Annotated in this window: 15 protein-coding genes and 1 pseudogene; 8 read left to right on the top strand and 8 right to left on the bottom strand. The window is 69.8% G+C overall.

Annotated features, from left to right (window positions below):
• Positions 1–7: 7 nt before the first annotated feature.
• Positions 8–1171, top strand: coding sequence for a YhjD/YihY/BrkB family envelope integrity protein (locus ABD714_RS06540; RefSeq protein WP_344811498.1), 1164 nt, complete (start codon positions 8–10; stop codon positions 1169–1171).
• On the opposite strand, the gene ABD714_RS06535 is transcribed toward ABD714_RS06540, so the two are convergent.
• Positions 1146–2366, bottom strand: coding sequence for a pyrophosphate--fructose-6-phosphate 1-phosphotransferase (locus ABD714_RS06535; protein ID WP_344811497.1), 1221 nt, complete (start codon positions 2364–2366; stop codon positions 1146–1148). The genes ABD714_RS06540 and ABD714_RS06535 overlap by 26 nt on opposite strands.
• Positions 2367–2383: 17 nt before the next feature.
• Here ABD714_RS06535 and ABD714_RS06530 point away from each other — a divergent pair, with 17 nt between their 5' ends.
• Positions 2384–3004 carry an L-threonylcarbamoyladenylate synthase gene (locus ABD714_RS06530; RefSeq protein WP_344811496.1) on the top strand — a complete coding sequence of 207 codons (621 nt, stop codon included), beginning with the start codon at positions 2384–2386 and terminating at the stop codon, positions 3002–3004.
• A gap of 4 nt (positions 3005–3008) precedes the next feature.
• Here ABD714_RS06530 and ABD714_RS06525 read toward each other — a convergent pair whose 3' ends face one another.
• From ABD714_RS06525 to ABD714_RS06505, 5 genes and pseudogenes are all read right to left on the bottom strand, one after another.
• Positions 3009–3212, bottom strand: coding sequence for a hypervirulence associated TUDOR domain-containing protein (locus ABD714_RS06525; RefSeq protein ID WP_344811495.1), 204 nt, complete (start codon positions 3210–3212; stop codon positions 3009–3011).
• Between the two features lie 23 nt (positions 3213–3235).
• On the bottom strand, positions 3236–3655 hold the full coding sequence (locus tag ABD714_RS06520; RefSeq protein WP_344811494.1) for a hypothetical protein: 420 nt from the start codon (positions 3653–3655) through the stop codon (positions 3236–3238).
• A 164-nt stretch (positions 3656–3819) separates the two neighbouring features.
• Positions 3820–4509 (bottom strand): annotated as a pseudogene (locus ABD714_RS23040) (fibronectin type III domain-containing protein); the annotation flags it as partial.
• A 31-nt stretch (positions 4510–4540) separates the two neighbouring features.
• The gene (locus tag ABD714_RS06510; protein WP_344811492.1) at positions 4541–4921 is read right to left on the bottom strand and encodes an MmcQ/YjbR family DNA-binding protein; all 381 of its coding nucleotides are present in this window, start codon (positions 4919–4921) and stop codon (positions 4541–4543) included.
• Between the two features lie 43 nt (positions 4922–4964).
• Positions 4965–5429 (bottom strand): MarR family winged helix-turn-helix transcriptional regulator, encoded by a 465-nt coding sequence (locus tag ABD714_RS06505; RefSeq protein WP_344811491.1) that lies wholly within the window; start codon positions 5427–5429, stop codon positions 4965–4967.
• A 96-nt stretch (positions 5430–5525) separates the two neighbouring features.
• Here ABD714_RS06505 and ABD714_RS06500 point away from each other — a divergent pair, with 96 nt between their 5' ends.
• Positions 5526–9320: an efflux RND transporter permease subunit gene (locus ABD714_RS06500; protein WP_344811490.1), complete on the top strand. Its 3795-nt coding sequence runs from the start codon at positions 5526–5528 to the stop codon at positions 9318–9320.
• A 73-nt stretch (positions 9321–9393) separates the two neighbouring features.
• Positions 9394–9741: a hypothetical protein gene (locus tag ABD714_RS06495; protein ID WP_344811489.1), complete on the top strand. Its 348-nt coding sequence runs from the start codon at positions 9394–9396 to the stop codon at positions 9739–9741.
• 173 nt (positions 9742–9914) lie between these two features.
• On the opposite strand, the gene ABD714_RS06490 is transcribed toward ABD714_RS06495, so the two are convergent.
• Positions 9915–10451 carry a hypothetical protein gene (locus ABD714_RS06490; RefSeq protein ID WP_344811488.1) on the bottom strand — a complete coding sequence of 179 codons (537 nt, stop codon included), beginning with the start codon at positions 10449–10451 and terminating at the stop codon, positions 9915–9917.
• A 53-nt stretch (positions 10452–10504) separates the two neighbouring features.
• Between ABD714_RS06490 and ABD714_RS06485 the strand changes: the two genes are divergently transcribed.
• Positions 10505–12604, top strand: a complete 2100-nt coding sequence (locus tag ABD714_RS06485) for a glycoside hydrolase family 36 protein (protein ID WP_344811487.1) — start codon at positions 10505–10507, stop codon at positions 12602–12604.
• Positions 12605–12625: 21 nt separating this feature from the next.
• On the opposite strand, the gene ABD714_RS06480 is transcribed toward ABD714_RS06485, so the two are convergent.
• The gene (locus tag ABD714_RS06480) at positions 12626–14026 is read right to left on the bottom strand and encodes an MFS transporter (RefSeq protein ID WP_344811486.1); all 1401 of its coding nucleotides are present in this window, start codon (positions 14024–14026) and stop codon (positions 12626–12628) included.
• Positions 14027–14087: 61 nt separating this feature from the next.
• Between ABD714_RS06480 and ABD714_RS06475 the strand changes: the two genes are divergently transcribed.
• The 3 genes from ABD714_RS06475 to ABD714_RS06465 are packed head-to-tail and all read left to right on the top strand — an operon-like array spanning position 14088 to position 17555.
• Entirely contained in the window at positions 14088–15317 is a 1230-nt protein-coding gene (locus ABD714_RS06475) for an ATP-grasp domain-containing protein (RefSeq protein ID WP_344811485.1), read from the top strand.
• A 19-nt stretch (positions 15318–15336) separates the two neighbouring features.
• The gene (locus ABD714_RS06470; protein ID WP_344811484.1) at positions 15337–16551 is read left to right on the top strand and encodes an ATP-grasp domain-containing protein; all 1215 of its coding nucleotides are present in this window, start codon (positions 15337–15339) and stop codon (positions 16549–16551) included.
• A gap of 32 nt (positions 16552–16583) precedes the next feature.
• Positions 16584–17555 (top strand): LacI family DNA-binding transcriptional regulator, encoded by a 972-nt coding sequence (locus ABD714_RS06465; protein ID WP_344811483.1) that lies wholly within the window; start codon positions 16584–16586, stop codon positions 17553–17555.
• Positions 17556–17656 lie beyond the last annotated feature (101 nt).

Below are 17656 nucleotides of genomic sequence, written 5' to 3'. Positions count from 1 at the left end.
GAGCCCGATGACGCTGCGGGACGAGGTGGGCCAGCGGGTCCGGGTGCGGGCAGGGGCGGTCCGCGATCGAGCCGAGCACGCCCAGACCCGGGTCGACAGACTCCTGCGGATCGGCTGGATCGCGCACATCCGACGCGCCGTCCAGCGCTACAACGGCCGGTTCGGCTTCCAGTTCGGGGCGGGGGTCGCCTACTTCTCGGTGCTGGCGGTCGTGCCCGTGATCATGGTGGCGTTCTCGATCCTCGGGTTCTTCCTCGTCGAGCTCCGACCCGATCTGATCACGACGGTGTCGAAGCTGATCGTGGGTCAGTTCAGGAACGTGGACCCCGAGACCCTCGCCGGCATCCAGAACTTCATCGTCTCCACCCTGCAGAACTACACCTCGATCGGTGTCGTCGGTCTGGTCGCCGGTCTCTACAGCGGTGCTTCCTGGATGGGGCACCTGCGCAACTCCATCGACGCGCAGTGGCGGACCGACTTCGATGCCGAGCGGGTCACCCAGTTCTACCCGGTCAAGGTGGCCGTCAACCTGCTGCGGATGGGTGGGCTGCTGATGGCCATCGCGGTGACCTCCGGGCTGGCCACGCTGTCCACCACCTTCGCCCAGAGCGTGGCGACGTGGCTGGGCTTCGGCGAGACGTGGATGACCTCGGCCCTGCTCCGGGTGCTGGCTCCCGTGCTGTCGCTGGTCGGCGGGTGGCTCACGTTCTGCTACATCTACGTGGTCGTGCCCCGGCAGCGGGAGAGCGGTCGGATCATCATGATCGCCTCGCTGATCGGGTCCCTGGGACTGGCGGTGCTGCAGTACGGCGGCTCACTGCTCATCAGTGCCTTCGCCGGCAACCGGGCCGCCGCCATCTTCGGACCGGTGATCGTGGTGATGCTCTTCTTCAACCTGTTCGCGCAGCTCATCCTGCTCCTGGCCGCCTGGATCTCGACCTGGGACGAGCCAGCCTTCCGCGACCTCGACGAGGGCGTCGTGCGCTTTGCGATCCGCCCCGCCGGACCGGCGCCGGTGGACCGGGCGATGGTGACCGAGGACGTGGCCGTACGGTCGGTCCGCCTCGGTCTCGGCGCCGGTTGGCTGACCGGCGCCGCGACCGGGCTCGGAGTCGGGGCGGTCCTCGCGTGGATCGCCCAGGCGGTCAGTGGGCGGCGACCCTCTCGGTGACCGGCTGACCGATGCCGGCGAGCAGCTCGGTGAACCACTGCTGGTCGATGTCGAAGGGCTTGCCGCCCTTGATCCGGGAGAACTCGATCGCGCGGAGCTCGTCGCCGGCCTCTTCGTCGTGGCCGATGACCCCGGGCTCGCCGCGCAGGGCGGAGTCGACGGCGAGATCGGTCATCGACTTGATCAGGTCCAGGTCGCGCTGGTTGGCGGCGGCGGCCCGGGAGTAGTACCCGGACTTCTGCACCATCACCTTCTCCGCGCCGAGCTGCTCGGCGAACTTGCTGGCGAACCAGGCGCCCGGGTTGATCTTGTCGATCTTGACGTGACCGAACGGGTCGCGGGCCACCTCCTCACCGGACGCCTCGATCTCGGCCACGATCGTGTCCAGACCGGCGCCCTCGGAGACGAACAGGTTGACCGAGCCGACCTCGTCCATGACCTTCTTCAGCCGGTCGGCCTCGGCGGCCAGATCGAAGTGGGCCTCGGGCACGTACACGCCGTGCACGTCCCAGCCGGCCCGCCCCAGACCGATCTCGGGCACCCACTCCTGGGTGTCCAGCCAGTCCCGGTACGCCTGCGCGGTGGCCGCGGTCAGCCACCCGCAGTGCCGACCCATCACCTCGTGCACGATCAGCATCCGCGAGCCCGAGTTGTGCTCGCCGAGGACGTTCTGGGCGAACCGGGCACCCTGCTCTGCCGCGGTCCAGGCCCCCAGCGACTGCTTGATCGGGATCACGTCGTTGTCGATGGTCTTGGGCAGGCCCACCACGGTGAGCTCGTAGCCGTTGTCGTGCAGGTAGGCCGCCAGATCCGCGGCGGTGGTGTTGGTGTCGTCGCCGCCGATGGTGTGGAGGACGTCGACCCCGTCGGCGGTCAGTCGGTCGGCGGCCGCCTTGAGCGGGTCGACGCCCTCGGCGACCAGGCCCCGCTTGACCAGGTCGGCGGCGTTGGTGAGCTTCACCCGGGAGTTGCCGATCGGGGAGCCGCCGAACCGGTGCAGGATCGCGGCGTTGGCCCGGACCTCCGGGGTGACGGTGAGGTAGTCACCCGACAGCAGGCCCTGGTAGCCGTACTTGTAGGCGATGATCTCGACCTCGGGGGCGAGCGCGGTGTAGCGCTCGATCAGCCCGCCGACGGCGGAGGAGAGGCACGGGGCGAAGCCTCCGGCGGTGAGCAGTGCGACCTTGGAAACCATGCCCGTAACCTAGCGGGGTGGCGCGCTACTTCGACGTTCACCCCGACAACCCCCAGCCCCGCACGATCGGCAAGGTCGTCGACCTGCTGCGCGACGACGCGCTGATCGCGTACCCGACCGACTCCTGCTTCGCGCTGGGCACCCAGCTGGGCAATGCGGACGGGATCGAGCGGATCCGGGGTGTGCGCGACCTCGACAAGCACCACCACTTCACCCTGGTGTGCGGCGACTTCGCCCAGCTCGGACAGTTCGTCCACCTGGACACGGCGATCTTCCGGGCCGTCCGGGCCGCGACGCCGGGGGCCTACACCTTCATCCTGCCGGCCACGAAGGAAGTGCCGCGCCGGATGCTGCACCCGAAGAAGCGGACCGTCGGCGTGCGGATCCCCGATCACCGGACGACCCGCGCGCTGGTCGAGGCGATGGGAGAGCCGCTGCTGTCCAGCACGCTGCTGCTGCCGGGGGACGAGGAGCCGCTGACCCAGGGCTGGGAGATCAAGGAGCGACTGGACCACGCGCTGGACGCTGTGCTGGACTCCGGTGACTGCGGCGAGGTGCCGACGACGGTGGTCGACTTCTCCTCCGGCACAGCCGAGATCGTTCGCGTCGGTGCCGGGGACCCCGGCCGCTTCGAGTGACCGCTCAGACCTGGTCGAGCGAGGACTCCTTGTGTGCCGCCCGGGCGCCGGTCTTGTCGGACTCCACGAGCCAGTACGGCTCGTCGTCGGAGGCCTTGAACTTCTGGTCCGCGAAGGTGAACTCCTTCACCCGCTTCTCCACCGCCGTGCCGTGCGTCGTGCCCTGAGGGGTGTTCCAGGACACCTTGTCACCCTTGCTGATCGCCATGCCTGACAGCGTAAACGGCCGACTCAGCGGACGGTCTTGGTCGTCCCGCTCTTGGTGATGATCACCTGGTCGAGCACCTGGCCGACCTTCTTCGCTGTCGTCGAGCCCGGGCCCTTGTAACCCACCACGGCCTGGTACGTCAGCGTGTTCTGGCTGACGGTGACCCGCTGGTAGGTGGAGGTGTGGGCCGCGGTGACCACCCGGGTCGCCCCGGCGCGCTGCCAGTCCTTCGACGAGGCCTCGTAGAACTTCGGCCCGGAGTCCGAGACCGCGTAGACGGTGGAGTTCTTGTTGCCGTCGTAGCCGCGGTTGTAGGAGTGGTCGTGCCCGGACAGCACCAGGTCGACCTTGTACGTGTCGTACAGGGGCTGGAAGGCCGTGCGGATGGCGGTGTTGTTGCGGTCGGACCGCGACGCGAACGGGCCGGCGTGCTGGAGGACCACGGTCCAGGTTGCCGGTTCGTCTTCAGCGCCGTGTCCAGGAAGGCCGACTGCCGTGCCAGGTCTCCCCCGAAGGTGTCCAGCACGATGAAGCGGACGCCTTGGTAGTCGGTGTAGTACCAGGTCTGGCCCTGGCTCGGGTAGCCGTTGCGCGGCCAGGAGTAGTAGGACCGGAAGGCCTGGGCGTCCCCTGACCGGCAGCTCGTCAGCAGCACGCACTGCTCGTGGTTGCCCACCGAGATCAGCCAGTTGCGGGTGGTCCGGGTGGGGTAGGTGGCCGTCATGAACTGGCGCCACTCGGTGATGCTGCTGGGGGAGTTGACCACGTCGCCGGCGTGCAGCAGCAGGGGCGCGGTCGGGTTCCGCGCCACCGCGGTGTCGATCAGGCTCTCCGGCACCCCGGTGTTGGCGATCTGGGTGTCGCCGAAGGCCAGGAACGTCCAGGGCCGGTCCAGCCCGGCCCGGGCGGTGGTGAAGGTCGTCCAGCCCGTCGAGCCGCCGGACGTGACGATCCGGTACGCGTACCCGGTGCCGGGGGAGAGCCGGGTGGCCGTCGCGGTGAAGGCGTACGCGTTGATGCCCGAGTACGTCTTCTGCACCCGCATCTTGGAGCGCGCGGCAGCCGTGCTGATCCGACCGTTCGGGGCCTTGAGCTGGACCACCTGACCCGGCCGGTTCCTGGTCATCCGCCAGGTGAAGCTCTGCGAGTGGGCCGGATCGGCTGTGGGGGTCAGGGTGACCGAGGTCGGCCGCGTGGTGGCGGCGTCTGCGGGCGTCGCGCCCCCGGCGAGCAGACCGGTCGTCAGCAGACCGACGGCGAACCAGGCAGTGACACGGCGCGGGAAGGTGGGAGCCACCGACTCAGGGTGAACCCGAAAGCGCCGGATGTCACGTCGATCCGGCCCGTTTCGGCGGGGGGAGCGAGGGTGGCCGGCTCCCGTACGCGTCGATGACCCGGACCGGCGCCGTGAGCCGCCAGGCCTCGAAGACGAGCTCGCCGAGCTCGGCCGGCTCGATCCGCTCGAGGCGGACGACGACCCAGCCGAACTGTCCGGCGACGAACTGGGTCTCGAACACGTCGGGGCGTTCGCTGACCAACGCGATCTGCTCCCCGCGCTCCTGCTTCAGCCCTGCGGTGGCCGTGGCCGGCCAGTGGTAGCCGAAGCCCTTGCCGCGGACCTTCAGCGCCGTGTAGGTCGAGCCCTCCACGGGTGTCACCTCCGGCAGCTGGTCCACGAGATCCCAGAAGTCGTCGTTCGAGCAGGGCATGGACCGAGTCAAGCAGCGACCACCGACACCAGGGGCCGGTGCCTCACTCGCGGCTGAGGTCCTCCATGACCCGGTCGAGCGCGTCCAGACCCTGCACCAGAGCACCGAGGTCGACGTCGGCCAGCCGCTGCAGCACCTGGGGCGGCATGGTGTTGCCGCTGCTGATCAGGGCCCGCAGGGTGGCGGTGCCCAGGGGGGTGACGCTGAGCCGGCGGATCCGGCGGTCGCTGGGGTCGTCGCGACGCTGCACCATCTCCTGCTCGACCAGGCGGTCGACCAGGCCGGACATGGTGGCCACCGAGACGTGCAGCGTCTCGGCCAGGTCGTGACCGGTGGCCCGGTCACCATCGGCGGCGACCAGCGTCAGCACCTTCAGCTGCTGCATGGTCAGTGACGTCGACAGCAGCGGCTCGGCCCAGGTGGTCAGCGCCCGCCGGTCGAAGGAGGCGTGGAGGTCGTCGAGCCGGCGGAGCAGAGCCGCGCGGTCGAGATCCTGGCTGATCGTCATCTGTTCCTTCGGTCCGTCGGGTCGGGGATGACCCTTGGTTCCCCTGACTATATGGCTGATGCTAACGATTTGCTGTATCCGACGTATCGTGATCCTGTGACGTCTCTGACCCGGCTGAGTCTGGCCAACCGCCTCATCGTCGCCCTGGTCTCGATCGCGATCGTCGTGTTCGGGGTCCTGGCAGCACGCTCGCTCAAGCAGGAGCTGCTGCCCTCGACCCAGGTGCCCACCGCCGTGGTCACCGCGATCTACCCGGGGGCGACCCCGCAGATCGTGGCCGACAACGTGTCCACCCCGATCGAGCGCGCCGTGAGCGGCGTCTCGGGTGTCACCGACGTCACCTCGACGTCCTCGAACGGCCAGGCGACGATCAGCGTCAACTGGGAGTACGGGCTGGACAGCGACAAGGTCGTCAGCAACATCCGCAACGCGGTCGACTCGGCGTCCCAGGCGCTGCCGGCCGACGTGGAGACCGACGTCATCACCGGCAGCACCGACGACATCCCGGTGCTGCTGCTCTCCGCCTCGACCGACCTCCCGCTGGCCGCCTCCGGCGAGCTGGTGCAGAACGTCGCCGTCCCGGCGCTGACCGCCATCGAGGGCGTGCGCCAGGTGCAGGTCACCGGCGAGGACACCACCCAGCTGACCGTCACGCTGCGCCCCGCCGAGCTGACCGACCGCGACCTCACCGCTGCGGCCGTCACCCAGACCATCCAGTCCCAGCTGACGGTGGTCCCGGCCGGCACGGCGTACGACAAGACCCTCGAGCTGGCCGTGCAGGTGGGTGACTCCACCAACTCGGTCAAGCAGGTGAATGCCCTCTCCATCCCGACCAGTGACGGGCCGGTCGCCCTGTCCAAGATCGCCGACGTGAAGGTCGAGTCGATCTCGTCGTCCTCGCTGGCCCGGGCCAACGGCCGACCGGCCCTCAGCGTGTCGGTGCTCAAGGAAGCGGACGGCGACTCGGTGGCCATCTCGCACGCCGTGGCCGACGCGCTTCCGGGTCTCCAGAAGACGATGGGAAACAACGCCGCCTTCACCATCGTCTTCGATCAGGCTCCGCTGATCGAGCAGTCCATCCACGACCTCACCGTCGAAGGCGCCCTCGGACTCGGGTTCGCCGTCCTGGTGATCCTGCTCTTCCTGCTCTCGGTGCGTTCGACCCTGATCACCGCGATCTCCATCCCGCTGTCGCTGCTGGTCGCCATGATCGGGCTGCAGGTCGGCGGGTTCTCGCTCAACATCTTCACGCTGGCTGCGCTCACCGTGGCCGTGGGTCGCGTCGTGGACGACTCGATCGTGGTGCTGGAGAACATCAAGCGCCGCGACACCGGACTCGCACCGCTGACGGCCGGCGACATCGTCGCCTCGGTGAAAGAGGTGGCCGGGGCGGTCACCGCCTCCACCGCCACGACCGTGGCCGTGTTCCTCCCGGTGGCCGTGGTCTCCGGAGTGACCGGTGAGCTGTTCCGTCCGTTCGCGGTGACGGTGGCCATCGCCCTGGTCGCCTCGTTGATCGTCTCGATGACGGTCGTGCCGGTGCTGGCGTTCTGGTTCCTGCGTGGCGGCAAGCGCAAGAAGGCTGCCGTCGCCGCGGTGACCGGGGCCACCGTGGCCGGCGCCACCGCCGCGGGTGCCGCGCCCGCGGTCGCAGCGACGCCGGACACGGCCGCCGAGGACGAGACCAAGGTCACCCGGCTGCAGAAGGGCTACCTGCCGGTGTTGAACTTCGGCCTGGCGCACCCCGTGATCACCCTCGCGCTGGCCATGGTGATCTTCGTCGGCACGCTGGGTGGCGCGACGCTGCTGAAGACCGACTTCCTCGGCTCGGTCAGCGACGACAGCTCGCTGACCATCAAGCAGGAGCTGCCGGCCGGGACCCGGCTGGACACGATGAGCGCGGCCGCCGAGAAGGTGGAGACCGTGCTCGCCGCCGATCCGGACGTCAAGGACTACCTGACCACCATCGGGGGCAGCATCTACGCCGTCGCCGGCACCGGCGCCAACACCGCCGAGATCACCGTCAACCTGGCCGAGGGGGCCACCGCCGACGCCGTGAAGCCGAAGCTGGAGTCGCAGTTCGCCGAGCTCGGGGACACGGCCGGCGAGATCACGATCACCCAGGCCGCCAACGGCTCCACCAGCACCGACATCAGCGTGACGGTCAAGGGTGAGAACAGCGAGTCGCTGCGGAAGGGCTCCGAGCAGGTGCAGGCCGCGCTCGAGGGCATCCCGGGACTCACCAACGTGACCAGCAACCTGGCCGAGCAGCGCAAGGTGCTCGAGGTCCAGGTCGACCACAAGAAGGCCGCCGACCTGGGCTTCACCCAGGCCGAGGTCGGGCAGGCGGTGGCGAACGCCCTGCGGGGCACCAAGGTCGGCGACGTGACCCTGTCCGGCGAGCAGCGGGAGGTCTGGGTCCGTACGCAGGATGCCAGCGACCCCAGTCCCGCCGACATCGGCAACCTGCTGCTGCCGGTCAGCCAGATCCAGCAGGCCAAGGCGCAGGAGAAGGCGTCGGACAAGCTGGAGAAGCGCGGCGACAAGCTGTCCGATCGCCAGGACGCCCTCGGCGACCGCCAGGAGGAGATCGGCGACGAGCAGCAGGCCAAGCAGGACGACGCGACGGCCGACTCGCTGGACAAGCTCAAGGAGTCGCGGGCGGATGCCGTGAAGTCGCGCAGTGACCTGCGCGGCGACCTCAGCAAGGCGCGCAAGTCTCTGACGAAGGCGAAGAAGGCCCTGGACAAGGTTCAGGACAGTCAGCCGAAGCCTCCGACTCCGACGCCTGGATCGCAGATCCCCGTGACGCAGCTCCAGTTCCAGTACACACAGGAGTTGCAGACCTGGCAGAGCAGGTTGTCCGGAGCAGCGGCCGGGGTCGGTCAAGCCGAGGCAGGTATCAAGCAGCTCGAGTCCGGGATCGAGCAGTCCGACAAGGGCATCGACCAGCTCGATGAGCAGATCGACGGGATCCGGGACCAGCAGGCCGACACCGCCGAGTCGCGGCAGACCCAGCAGGAGCTGACCGACGAGCAGAAGGCGATCGCCGACGGTCAGAAGGAGCTCGCGGAGGACCAGCAGGATCTGGCTGACCTGCGCGCCGGGGCGATCCGGGTGAAGAGCATCGCCGACGTGACGTTGGTGCTGGCGCCGACCACGGTGACCCAGATCGACGGAGACCCGTCGGTCACCATCACCGCGACACCGGACACCAGCGACCTGGGTGCGCTGAGCGCCACGGTGACGACGACGCTGGCCGGGATCCCCGACCTGCCGGCCGGCGTGAGTGCCGAGCTCGGTGGCGCGGCGACCGATCAGCAGGAGGCCTTCGCCCAGCTCGGCCTGGCCATGCTGGTGGCCATCGCGCTGGTGTTCCTGATCATGGTCGGCACGTTCCGCAGCCTGATCCAGCCGCTGATCTTGATGGTGGCCATCCCGTTCGCAGCCACCGGTGCGATCGCCGGTCTGCTGATCACCGACACCCCGCTCGGGGTGCCGTCCATGGTCGGGCTGCTGATGCTGATCGGCATCGTGGTGACGAACGCGATCGTGCTGATCGACCTGATCAACCAGTACCGGGCCAAGGGCGAGGACCTGAAGACCGCCATCGTCGATGGTGCCCGGCTGCGGCTGCGACCGATCATCATGACCGCGACGGCGACGATCTTCGCGCTGATCCCGATGGGTCTGGGGCTGACCGGCGGCGGGGCCTTCATCTCGCAGCCGCTCGCCATCGTGGTCATCGGTGGTCTGGTGTCCTCGACGGTCCTGACCCTGCTGCTGGTGCCGGTGCTCTACTCCCTGGTCGAGCGGCGCAGCGAGAAGAAGCGACTGCGGTCCCAGACCCCGGTCGACCCGGACGCCACCCAGCCGCAGCCCGCCGTCTGATCCCACGCAGAGGTCCCGCCACCACGGCACAATCCGGTGGCGGGATCTCTCGTTCCGAGGGTCTACTGGTGCGATGATCCCGAGCACCTGGCGCCCGTACTTCCGGGAGCGTGACGGTGAGCTGGTCGGCTACCTGGACGGCACAGACCCGATCGTCATCCCGCGCACCCTCTTCGGCTACCCGCTGGCACCCGCCGGACTGGCTGGCGACGCGACGCGGCTGCTCGACGAGCGCGGTCTTGCCTGCCTGGGTGACCGTTGGGTGCTCAGCCGCGGCGACGGCGAGCGGGTAGACGTGCTGATCATGTCGGCGTACGCGGACCGGGTCGAGGTGGTCGAGACCGAGTACGGGTACTACGGACCGGACAGCCCGAGGCACACGCTGACCGCACCGACGGGGGACCGGCTCCAGCCGGCTTGAAGGTCCTGACCGGCCCGGCCGGCCGCCGCCGTCCGCGGCGCCACCGCTGACGGGCCGAGGGACTGGGCCCCCTGGTTGGTGCAGAGAACCAGTGGCTTGGGGTGAGCGTCAGATCCGCGCATCGCGGGCGACGATCCCCCCCGTTCAGTCGTCGAAGGCCACGTCAGGACCTCTCAGCGCCATCCGGATGCTGACAGCACCAAGGCGGCGACAGCGTCGGGCGGCTCACCATCGATGGTCACGGTGACGTCGTCGACCTGGGCGGCGTCGAGGATCGCGTGCAGCTCACCGGTGCGGGCGAGGTGCCAGTCCCGCTCGGCTCCGGGCGGGTGCCGCGCGATGATCCGGGAGCGGAGGGTGGAGAGCGGGAGGATGAGCCGGCAGACCGTGAGGGGCATCGCCAGCGCTTCCTCGTAACGGCGGCGATCCGCCGCGGACTCGATCACCCCGGCCAGGATGAGTCGCTCCGCCCCCGCGCGGACGAAGTTGCGTGTCACGGCCGCCAGGTTTGCCAGCTCGAGCTCGGTGTGGAACGGGTCGTCCGCGGGTGACGGCCAGGCGTTGCGCAGCCAGTCGAGATCGATGATCGCGTGGGACCGGTCGTGTCGGCGGAGGATCGCGCCGATCCCGTCCGCCGTCGTGGTCTTGCCCGCGCCCACCGTGCCGTTGAGGAACAGGGCCCTGGTCGAACCGGCAGCCTGCGGAGTCATCGGAACAACCTAGTGGCGGCCCCGCCTTCGGGGTCCCGATAGGTTCTTCGATCATGACGAGCATCCGCTGGGGGAACACGCAGATCGGCGTCGTGATCGGGATCGGCAACGACCGACCGGTGACGATGGACAGCCTCGATGTCGCCGGGCACGAGCGGACGTCGCCGTCCCGGCAGCCCCTGGTCGAGCTCCTCGTGCTGGGCGAGGGACGCATGCTCAACAACACCCGCTTCACCAGCACGGGGGTCGGTGACCGGCTCCGCTACGTCGACCACCGCACCGTCTCCGACGACGGGATCAGCCGGTTGATCATCGAGCAGCACGACGACGTCACCGGTCTGGCCACGACGACGACTCTCACGGCGTACGCCGAGGTCGCTGCGCTGCAGGCCCACAGCACGGTCCGCAACACCTCCGGTGACGAGCAGATCCTGCAGATGGTCAGCTCGTTGGCGCTGGGCTGCGTGCTCGACGACGACGAGAGCCTGGACGACCTGGTGCTGCACTCGGCGCAGAACAGCTGGTGTGCCGAGAGCCGCTGGAGCTCCGTCCGCCTGCGGACCGACGAGGGCCTCGGCCGGATCGCGCCGCCGGACTGGGACATCGAGTCGCGGTCCTATCGTGCCGCGGTCAGCACGTCCACCTGGTCGACCGGCACGGTCCTGCCGACGGCCATGATCGACAACCCCGCCACCGGGCGTGCCCTGGCCTGGCAGATCGAGCACAACGGCGCCTGGCGCTGGGAGGTCGACGGTCGCTGGATGGGTCCGGACGAGGTAGCGGTGGTCGTCGGCGGTCCGAACGACGTCGATCACCACTGGACCGTCCGGCTCGGCCCGGGGGAGGAGTTCACGACCGTGCCGGCCTCGGTCGCCGTGTCCCGGGACGGCTGGCAGGGTGCCGTCGCCGCCCTCACGGCGCACCGGCGGGCTCTTCGGCGGCCGCTCGTCCGGCCCGATCTGCCGGTGATCGTGAACGACTACATGAACGCCCTGATGGGTGACCCGACCACCGAGAAGCTGCTGCCGCTGATCGACGCGGCGGCCGAGACCGGTGCCGAGTACTTCTGCATCGACGCCGGCTGGTACGACGACGGCGGGCACTGGTGGCCGAGCGTGGGGGACTGGCAGCCCTCGACGACCCGGTTCCCCGACGGGGGGCTGCAGCGGGTCCTGGACCACATCCGGGATCGCGGTCTGCTGCCGGGACTCTGGGTCGAGCCCGAGGTGATCGGGGTCAAGTCCCCGGCGGCCCAGCGACTGCCGGATGCCGCGTTCCTGCAGCGCTACGGACGGCGGATCGTCGAGCAGGAGCGCTCCTTCCTCGATCTGCGGCACCCGGCCGCGCGGGCCCACCTCGATGAGGTCGTCGACCGCCTCGTCGACGGCTACGGCGTCCGCTTCTTCAAGTTCGACTACAACGTCACCCCGGGCCCCGGCACGGACCGGGACGCGTTCAGCGTCGGGGACGGCCTGCTGCAGCAGAACCGGGCCCAGCTGGACTGGCTGACCGGTGTCCGGGATCGCCATCCGGAGCTGCTGATCGAGAACTGCTCCTCCGGGGCGATGCGGATGGACTACGCGCTGATGTCGCTGCTGGAGCTGCAGTCGACCTCGGACCAGATGGATCCCGCGCTGTACGCGCCGATCGCCGCCGCCGCCCCGGCGTCGCTCACCCCCGAGCAGGCCGGCAACTGGGCGTACCCGCAGCCGGGCATGCCACCGGAGCAGATCGCGTTCTGCCTGGTCACCGGGCTGGCCGGGCGGCTCTACCTGTCCGGGCACCTCAACCGGATGAGTGTCGAGGAGCTGGCACTCGTGCGCGAGGGGGTGGCGGCGTACGAGGGACTGCGGGCCGACCTGGCCCAGGCCGTGCCCTTCTGGCCGCTGGGGCTGCCGACCAGTCTCGACGCCGTGGTGGTGCTGGGTCTGCGGTCGCCCGCCGCGACCTACCTCTACGTCTGGTTCCCGCAGCCGGGCGAGCACGCCGCGGTCAGCCTGCCGCTCCCGGTCGGGGTCGAGGGCGGCGCGGTGGAGACGGTGTATCCGCGGTCGCTGCCGGCGTACGAGCAGGAGTGGGAGGCGGCCGATCGGGTCCTGCGGGTCACACCGAAGGTGACCGGGCCGACCGCGCGGGTGCTGCGCCTCGGGTGAGCGGGGTCCGTGGGACCACCTTCAGCCCGCGTGCACGCGCTCCTGGGCCGGGTCGTCAGCGGAGGTGACGGCGTAGTCGACGTCCTTGGTTTCCTTGCTCAGCAGCAACGCGATCAGGGTCAGCACACCGGCTCCGGCCAGGTAGACCCCCACCGGCCAGACGTCGCCACCGGCCCGCGCCCACAGCGCCACCGCGATGATCGGCGCCACGGCGGCACCGAGGATGCTGGCCACGTTGTAGGCGATGGCGGACCCGGTGTAGCGCACGTTGGTCGGGAACAGCTCGGGCAGCAGCGCACCCATCGGTCCGAAGGTGGTGCCCATCAGCAGGAAGCCGAAGATCAGGAACGCCTGGGTCAGCGCACCGGTGAAGGCCAGATCCTCCCGCGGCTGCAGGAACACCTGGAAGCTCAGGCCGAACGCGATGATCACCACGGTCGTCCAGATCAGCAGCCGGCGGCGACCGATCTGGTCGGCCACCGGACCGGAGATCAGGGTGAACAGGCCGAAGAAGACCACGCCGATGATCTGCATCAGCACGAAGTCGGTGTAGCTGAACCCGAGGCCCCCCGGGGTGGCGTCGATCTTCGCGGTCCCGTAGGTCAGCGTGAAGCTCGACATCAGGTAGAACAGCACGTAGGTGGCCAGCATGATGAAGGTGCCCAGGATCACCTCGCGCCAGTGGTAGCGGAAGGTGGTCGAGAGCGGCACCTTGCGGATGGCGCCGCGCTGCTCGGCCGCGCGGAACGTCTCGGACTCCACGAGCTTCAACCGGACCCAGAGTCCGATGATGACCATCACGGCGGAGAACAGGAACGGCACCCGCCACCCCCAGGTCAAGAAGGCCTCCGACCGCTGGGTGGGGCCGTCGGGGTGGGGCAGCGCGAAGTTGATGATCAAGAAGATGCCGTTGGCGATGATGAAGCCGAGGGGAGCTCCGAGCTGGGGGAACGTGCCGTACCAGGCCCGTTTGCCGGCGGGGGCGTTCTCGGTGGCCACCAGCGCCGCCCCCGACCACTCGCCGCCGAGCGCGAACCCCTGGGTGAGACGCAGCACCAGCAGCAGGAACGGGGCCAGGACACCGACCGAGGAGTACGTCGGCAGGCAGCCGATCAGGAACGTCGCGATGCCCATCACCAGCAGGCTGATCACCAACGTCGTCTTCCGCCCCCGCCGGTCGCCCAGGTGGCCGAAGAAGACGGCCCCGATCGGGCGGGCCACCATGGCCGCCCCGAAGACGGCGAAGGAGGCCAGCAGCGCCGTCGTCGGGTTGCCGGTCTTGAAGAAGAGCTGCGGGAAGACGAGCACCGCCGCGGTGGCGTACACGTAGAAGTCGTAGAACTCGATCGTGGTGCCGATCATGCTCGCGGTGATGACCCGACCGGGGGAGTTCAGTGGTGCTGCTGTCGTCGCCTTGGCCATGGGGAGACTCTTGCATCCCCGCCCTGGCGATTCCAGGAGCCGTGCCGGTAGTTTCTCGACCATGGTCGTCGCCGCTTTCGTCGCACCGTACCTGCTCGAAGCCACCTCCAGGTTCGTCCTGTCGGCGGCCCGGGTGCCGGGCGTGCGGCTGGCCGTGATCACCACCTCCGCCGCCGAGGACCTGTCCCCGGAGCTGAGGGAGGCGCTCGCCGGTCACTGGCAGGTGGCCGATGCCCTGGACCCGCAGCAGATCGTCGACGCGGTGCGCGGACTCTCCGGGCAGATCGGCCACGTCGAGCGGCTGATCGGCGCCCTCGAGCAGCTCCAGGTGCCGCTCGCCCAGGCCCGGGACGCGCTGGGCATCGAGGGGATGTCCGCCGACGTCGCGACCAACGTCCGGGACAAGTCGCAGATGAAGACGGTGCTGGCCGGCGCCGGTGTGCCGTGCGCCCGCCATCAGCTGGTCCGCCGGACCGAGGAGGCGTGGGCCTTCCGGGACCTGGTCGGTTACCCGATGGTGGCGAAACCACCGGACGGTGCCGGGGCCAAGGCGACCTTCCGGCTCGACGCGGACGGGGACTTCGACTCCTGGCTGACCGCCGCCCAGCAGGATGCCGGCGAGGTGTGGCTGCTGGAGGAGTTCCTGACCGGGCGCGAGCACACGTTCGACTCGGTCACCCTGGGCGGGGAGACGATCTGGGCGTCGATCTCGGACTACCGTCCGCCGCCGCTGGAGGTGCTGCGGACCCCCTGGGTGCAGTGGACGGTGCTGCTGCCCCGCGATGTCTCCGGACCTGAGTACGCCGCGATCCGCACCATCGGGCCGGCTGCGCTGCGCGCCCTCGGGGTGCGCGACGCGTTCTCCCACCTGGAGTGGTTCGAGCGTCCCGACGGCTCGGTGGCCATCTCGGAGGTGGGGGCCCGGCCACCCGGGGCCCAGCTGGCCTCCATGATCGGCTTCAGCCACGAGATCGACTTCTACGCCGCCTCGGCCGAGCTGGTCCTCCACGGCACCTTCGCCGCGCCGGAGCGCCGCTACGCCTCGGGCACCGCTTACCTGCGCGGGATGGGCCACGGCCAGGTCCGCACGGTGCACGGCATCGACCGGCTGCAGACCGAGATCGGGCACCTGGTGGTCGACTCGCGGCTGCCTCCGCCCGGGACACCGGCGAACAGCTCGTACGAGGGCGAGGGCTTCATCACCGTACGACACCCCGACACCGCCGTCGTCGAGGACGCCCTGGCCCGGATCGTCGCCACGGCGCGGGTCGAGCTGGTCGAGGGCCAGTGACCGGAGAGGTGGGTTGACCGTGCCCAACGTCGTGATGCTGTCGCCGGGCTTCCCGCTGGAGATGGCCTACTTCACCCGGGCCCTGGCCGAGGTGGGCGCCACCGTGATCGGTGTCGGTGACCAGCCGGTCGGCGTGCTGCCGCCCGAGGCGCGGGCCGCGCTGGCGCACTACGAGCACGTCTCGCTGGCCGACGAGGACGCGGTGATCGCTGCCCTGCGGGGACTGTCCCGGCACGCCCGGATCGACCAGGTGGAGTGCCTGTGGGAGCCCTACATGGTGCTCGCGGCCCGGATCCGGGAGGAGCTGGGACTGCCCGGGATGACGGTGGCGCAGACGTGGCCGTTCCGGGACAAGGAGCTGATGAAGCAGGTCCTGGACGCCGCCGGGATCCGCACCCCCCGGCACGCGAGCACCGGCACCAACGCCGGGATCTACGCTGCGGCCGAGCAGATCGGCTACCCGCTGATCATCAAGCCGATCGCCGGTGCCGGCTCGGCGGACACGTACCGGGTGGACTCCCTGGCCGAGCTGGAGACGGTGCTGCCGATGATCGGCCACGTGGAGACGGTCAGCGTGGAGGAGTTCATCGAGGCCGAGGAGTTCACCTACGACACGATCTGCGGGGCCGGGGACATCCTCTACGACAACGTGTCCTGGTATCGGCCCCGCCCGCTGCAGGCCCGGTCCCACGAGTGGATCAGCCCCCAGACCGTCGCGCTGCGCGATCTCGACCGAGCCGAGCTGGTCGCTGGTATCGAGATGGGTCACCAGGTGATCACCGCGCTCGGCTTCACCGCCGGCTTCACCCACATGGAGTGGTACCGCAAGGCCGACGGTGAGGTCGTCTTCGGCGAGATCGGCGCCCGACCGCCCGGGGCACGCACGGTCGACGTGATGAACTACGCCTGCGACGCCGACCTGTTCCGGACCTGGGCCGCCGCGGTGCTCACCGGCCGCGCCGAGCCGGTTGCGCGGCCGTACAACGCGGCGAGCATCTTCAAGCGGGCCAGGGGATCGGGGCACATCGACCGGGTGGAGGGCCTGGACCGGCTGCTGGCCGAGCACGGCGACAGCGTCTGCGTGCTGGACCTGCTGCCGGTGGGCGCCCACCGGCGGGACTGGCGGGCCACCCTGATCTCCGACGGCATGATCATCCTGCGGGACCCCGATCTCGACCGGCTGGTGACGATCGCGGACCGGTTCGGCAGCGAGCTGCAGCTGTACGCCCGGTGACGGGCAGCGGAGGTCGGGTCACGCTGAACGACGTGGCGGAACGGGCCGGGGTGTCCCGCGCCCTGGTCTCGATCGTGATGCGCGAGGCGCCCGGAGCGAGTGACGCCACCCGAGCGCGGGTGCTGGCGGCCGCCCAGGAGCTGGGCTACCGTCCCGATGCGCGCGCTCGGTCGCTTGCCGGCCGGGCCTCCCACCTGATCGGCGTCATGTTCGGGGTCGGCGTGGGTGCCTTCCACTTCGACCTGCTGGAGGGTCTCTACGCGGCGGCCGAGGAGCGCGGCTACAACCTGATCCTGAGCCCGGTCACCCGGGGTCGGGACGAGGCGAAGGCGGCGGAGTCCCTGCAGGACTTCCGCTTCGACGGGTTGATCATGCTCGGCCCACCGACAGCAGAACCGCTGCTGGCCGGCCGCCTTCCGGTGGTCGTCGTCGGCTGGCACGTCGATCACCCGCGGGTCGACGTGGTCCGCACCTCCGACGAGACCGGCATGGCGGCCGCGGTGGATCACCTGGTGAGCTTGGGACATCGGTGGATCACCCACCTCGACGGCGGCGAGACGCTGATCGGGGCATCCCGGCGTGAGGCGTTCCTCGCCGCCATGCGTCGCCACGGCCTGGGGGAGTCGATGCGGGTGGTGCCCGGTGGGCAGGCTCAGGTGGACGGGCAGCGCGCGGCTCGCCAGCTGGTCGAGCAGGGTGATCTGCCGACGGCCGTGATCGCGTACAACGACGACACGGCGACGGCGGTGATGGGGGTGCTCGCTCAACAGGGGATCGCCGTCCCCGCCGACGTCTCGATGATCGGCTGGGACGACAGCGAGGCGGCCGCACTGTCGCTGGTGGGCCTGACCAGTCTGGTCCAGCAGCCGGCCGAGCTGGCCCGCCTGGCCGTTCAGCGGATCGTGGACCGGATCAACGGTCGTCGGGTGCTGCAGCGGGAGATCGTCCTCCAGCCGCAGCTGCACCTCCGCCAGAGCACTACCCGTCCGCGGCCCTCGTCGTGAGCGGACTCCACTTCCGCGGCCGGACGAGGGACCTCCATTGTCTTGACAAAGAAGAGGAGATGGCCCTAGCGTCGTGGCAACTACTAGAGCGGTCTAGTGAC

The sequence above is a fragment of the Microlunatus aurantiacus genome (genome assembly GCF_039536605.1).
Classification (GTDB): domain Bacteria; phylum Actinomycetota; class Actinomycetes; order Propionibacteriales; family Propionibacteriaceae; genus Microlunatus; species Microlunatus aurantiacus.
The sequence above is the reverse complement of the archived record's forward strand: the minus strand, read 5'-3'. Positions and strand labels throughout refer to the sequence as shown.

What these genes read in the sequence shown, in the direction of transcription:
- ABD714_RS06490 (WP_344811488.1), bottom strand. Translation starts at nt 10,451, where the DNA reads ATGACTCCGCAGGCTGCCGGTTCGACCAGGGCCCTGTTCCTCAACGGC.
- ABD714_RS06525 (WP_344811495.1), bottom strand. Translation starts at nt 3,212, where the DNA reads ATGGCGATCAGCAAGGGTGACAAGGTGTCCTGGAACACCCCTCAGGGC.
- ABD714_RS06495 (WP_344811489.1), top strand. Translation starts at nt 9,394, where the DNA reads ATGATCCCGAGCACCTGGCGCCCGTACTTCCGGGAGCGTGACGGTGAG.
- ABD714_RS06535 (WP_344811497.1), bottom strand. Translation starts at nt 2,366, where the DNA reads ATGGTTTCCAAGGTCGCACTGCTCACCGCCGGAGGCTTCGCCCCGTGC.
- ABD714_RS06510 (WP_344811492.1), bottom strand. Translation starts at nt 4,921, where the DNA reads ATGCCCTGCTCGAACGACGACTTCTGGGATCTCGTGGACCAGCTGCCG.
- ABD714_RS06505 (WP_344811491.1), bottom strand. Translation starts at nt 5,429, where the DNA reads ATGACGATCAGCCAGGATCTCGACCGCGCGGCTCTGCTCCGCCGGCTC.
- ABD714_RS06480 (WP_344811486.1), bottom strand. Translation starts at nt 14,026, where the DNA reads ATGGCCAAGGCGACGACAGCAGCACCACTGAACTCCCCCGGTCGGGTC.
- ABD714_RS06475 (WP_344811485.1), top strand. Translation starts at nt 14,088, where the DNA reads ATGGTCGTCGCCGCTTTCGTCGCACCGTACCTGCTCGAAGCCACCTCC.
- ABD714_RS06485 (WP_344811487.1), top strand. Translation starts at nt 10,505, where the DNA reads ATGACGAGCATCCGCTGGGGGAACACGCAGATCGGCGTCGTGATCGGG.
- ABD714_RS06540 (WP_344811498.1), top strand. Translation starts at nt 8, where the DNA reads ATGACGCTGCGGGACGAGGTGGGCCAGCGGGTCCGGGTGCGGGCAGGG.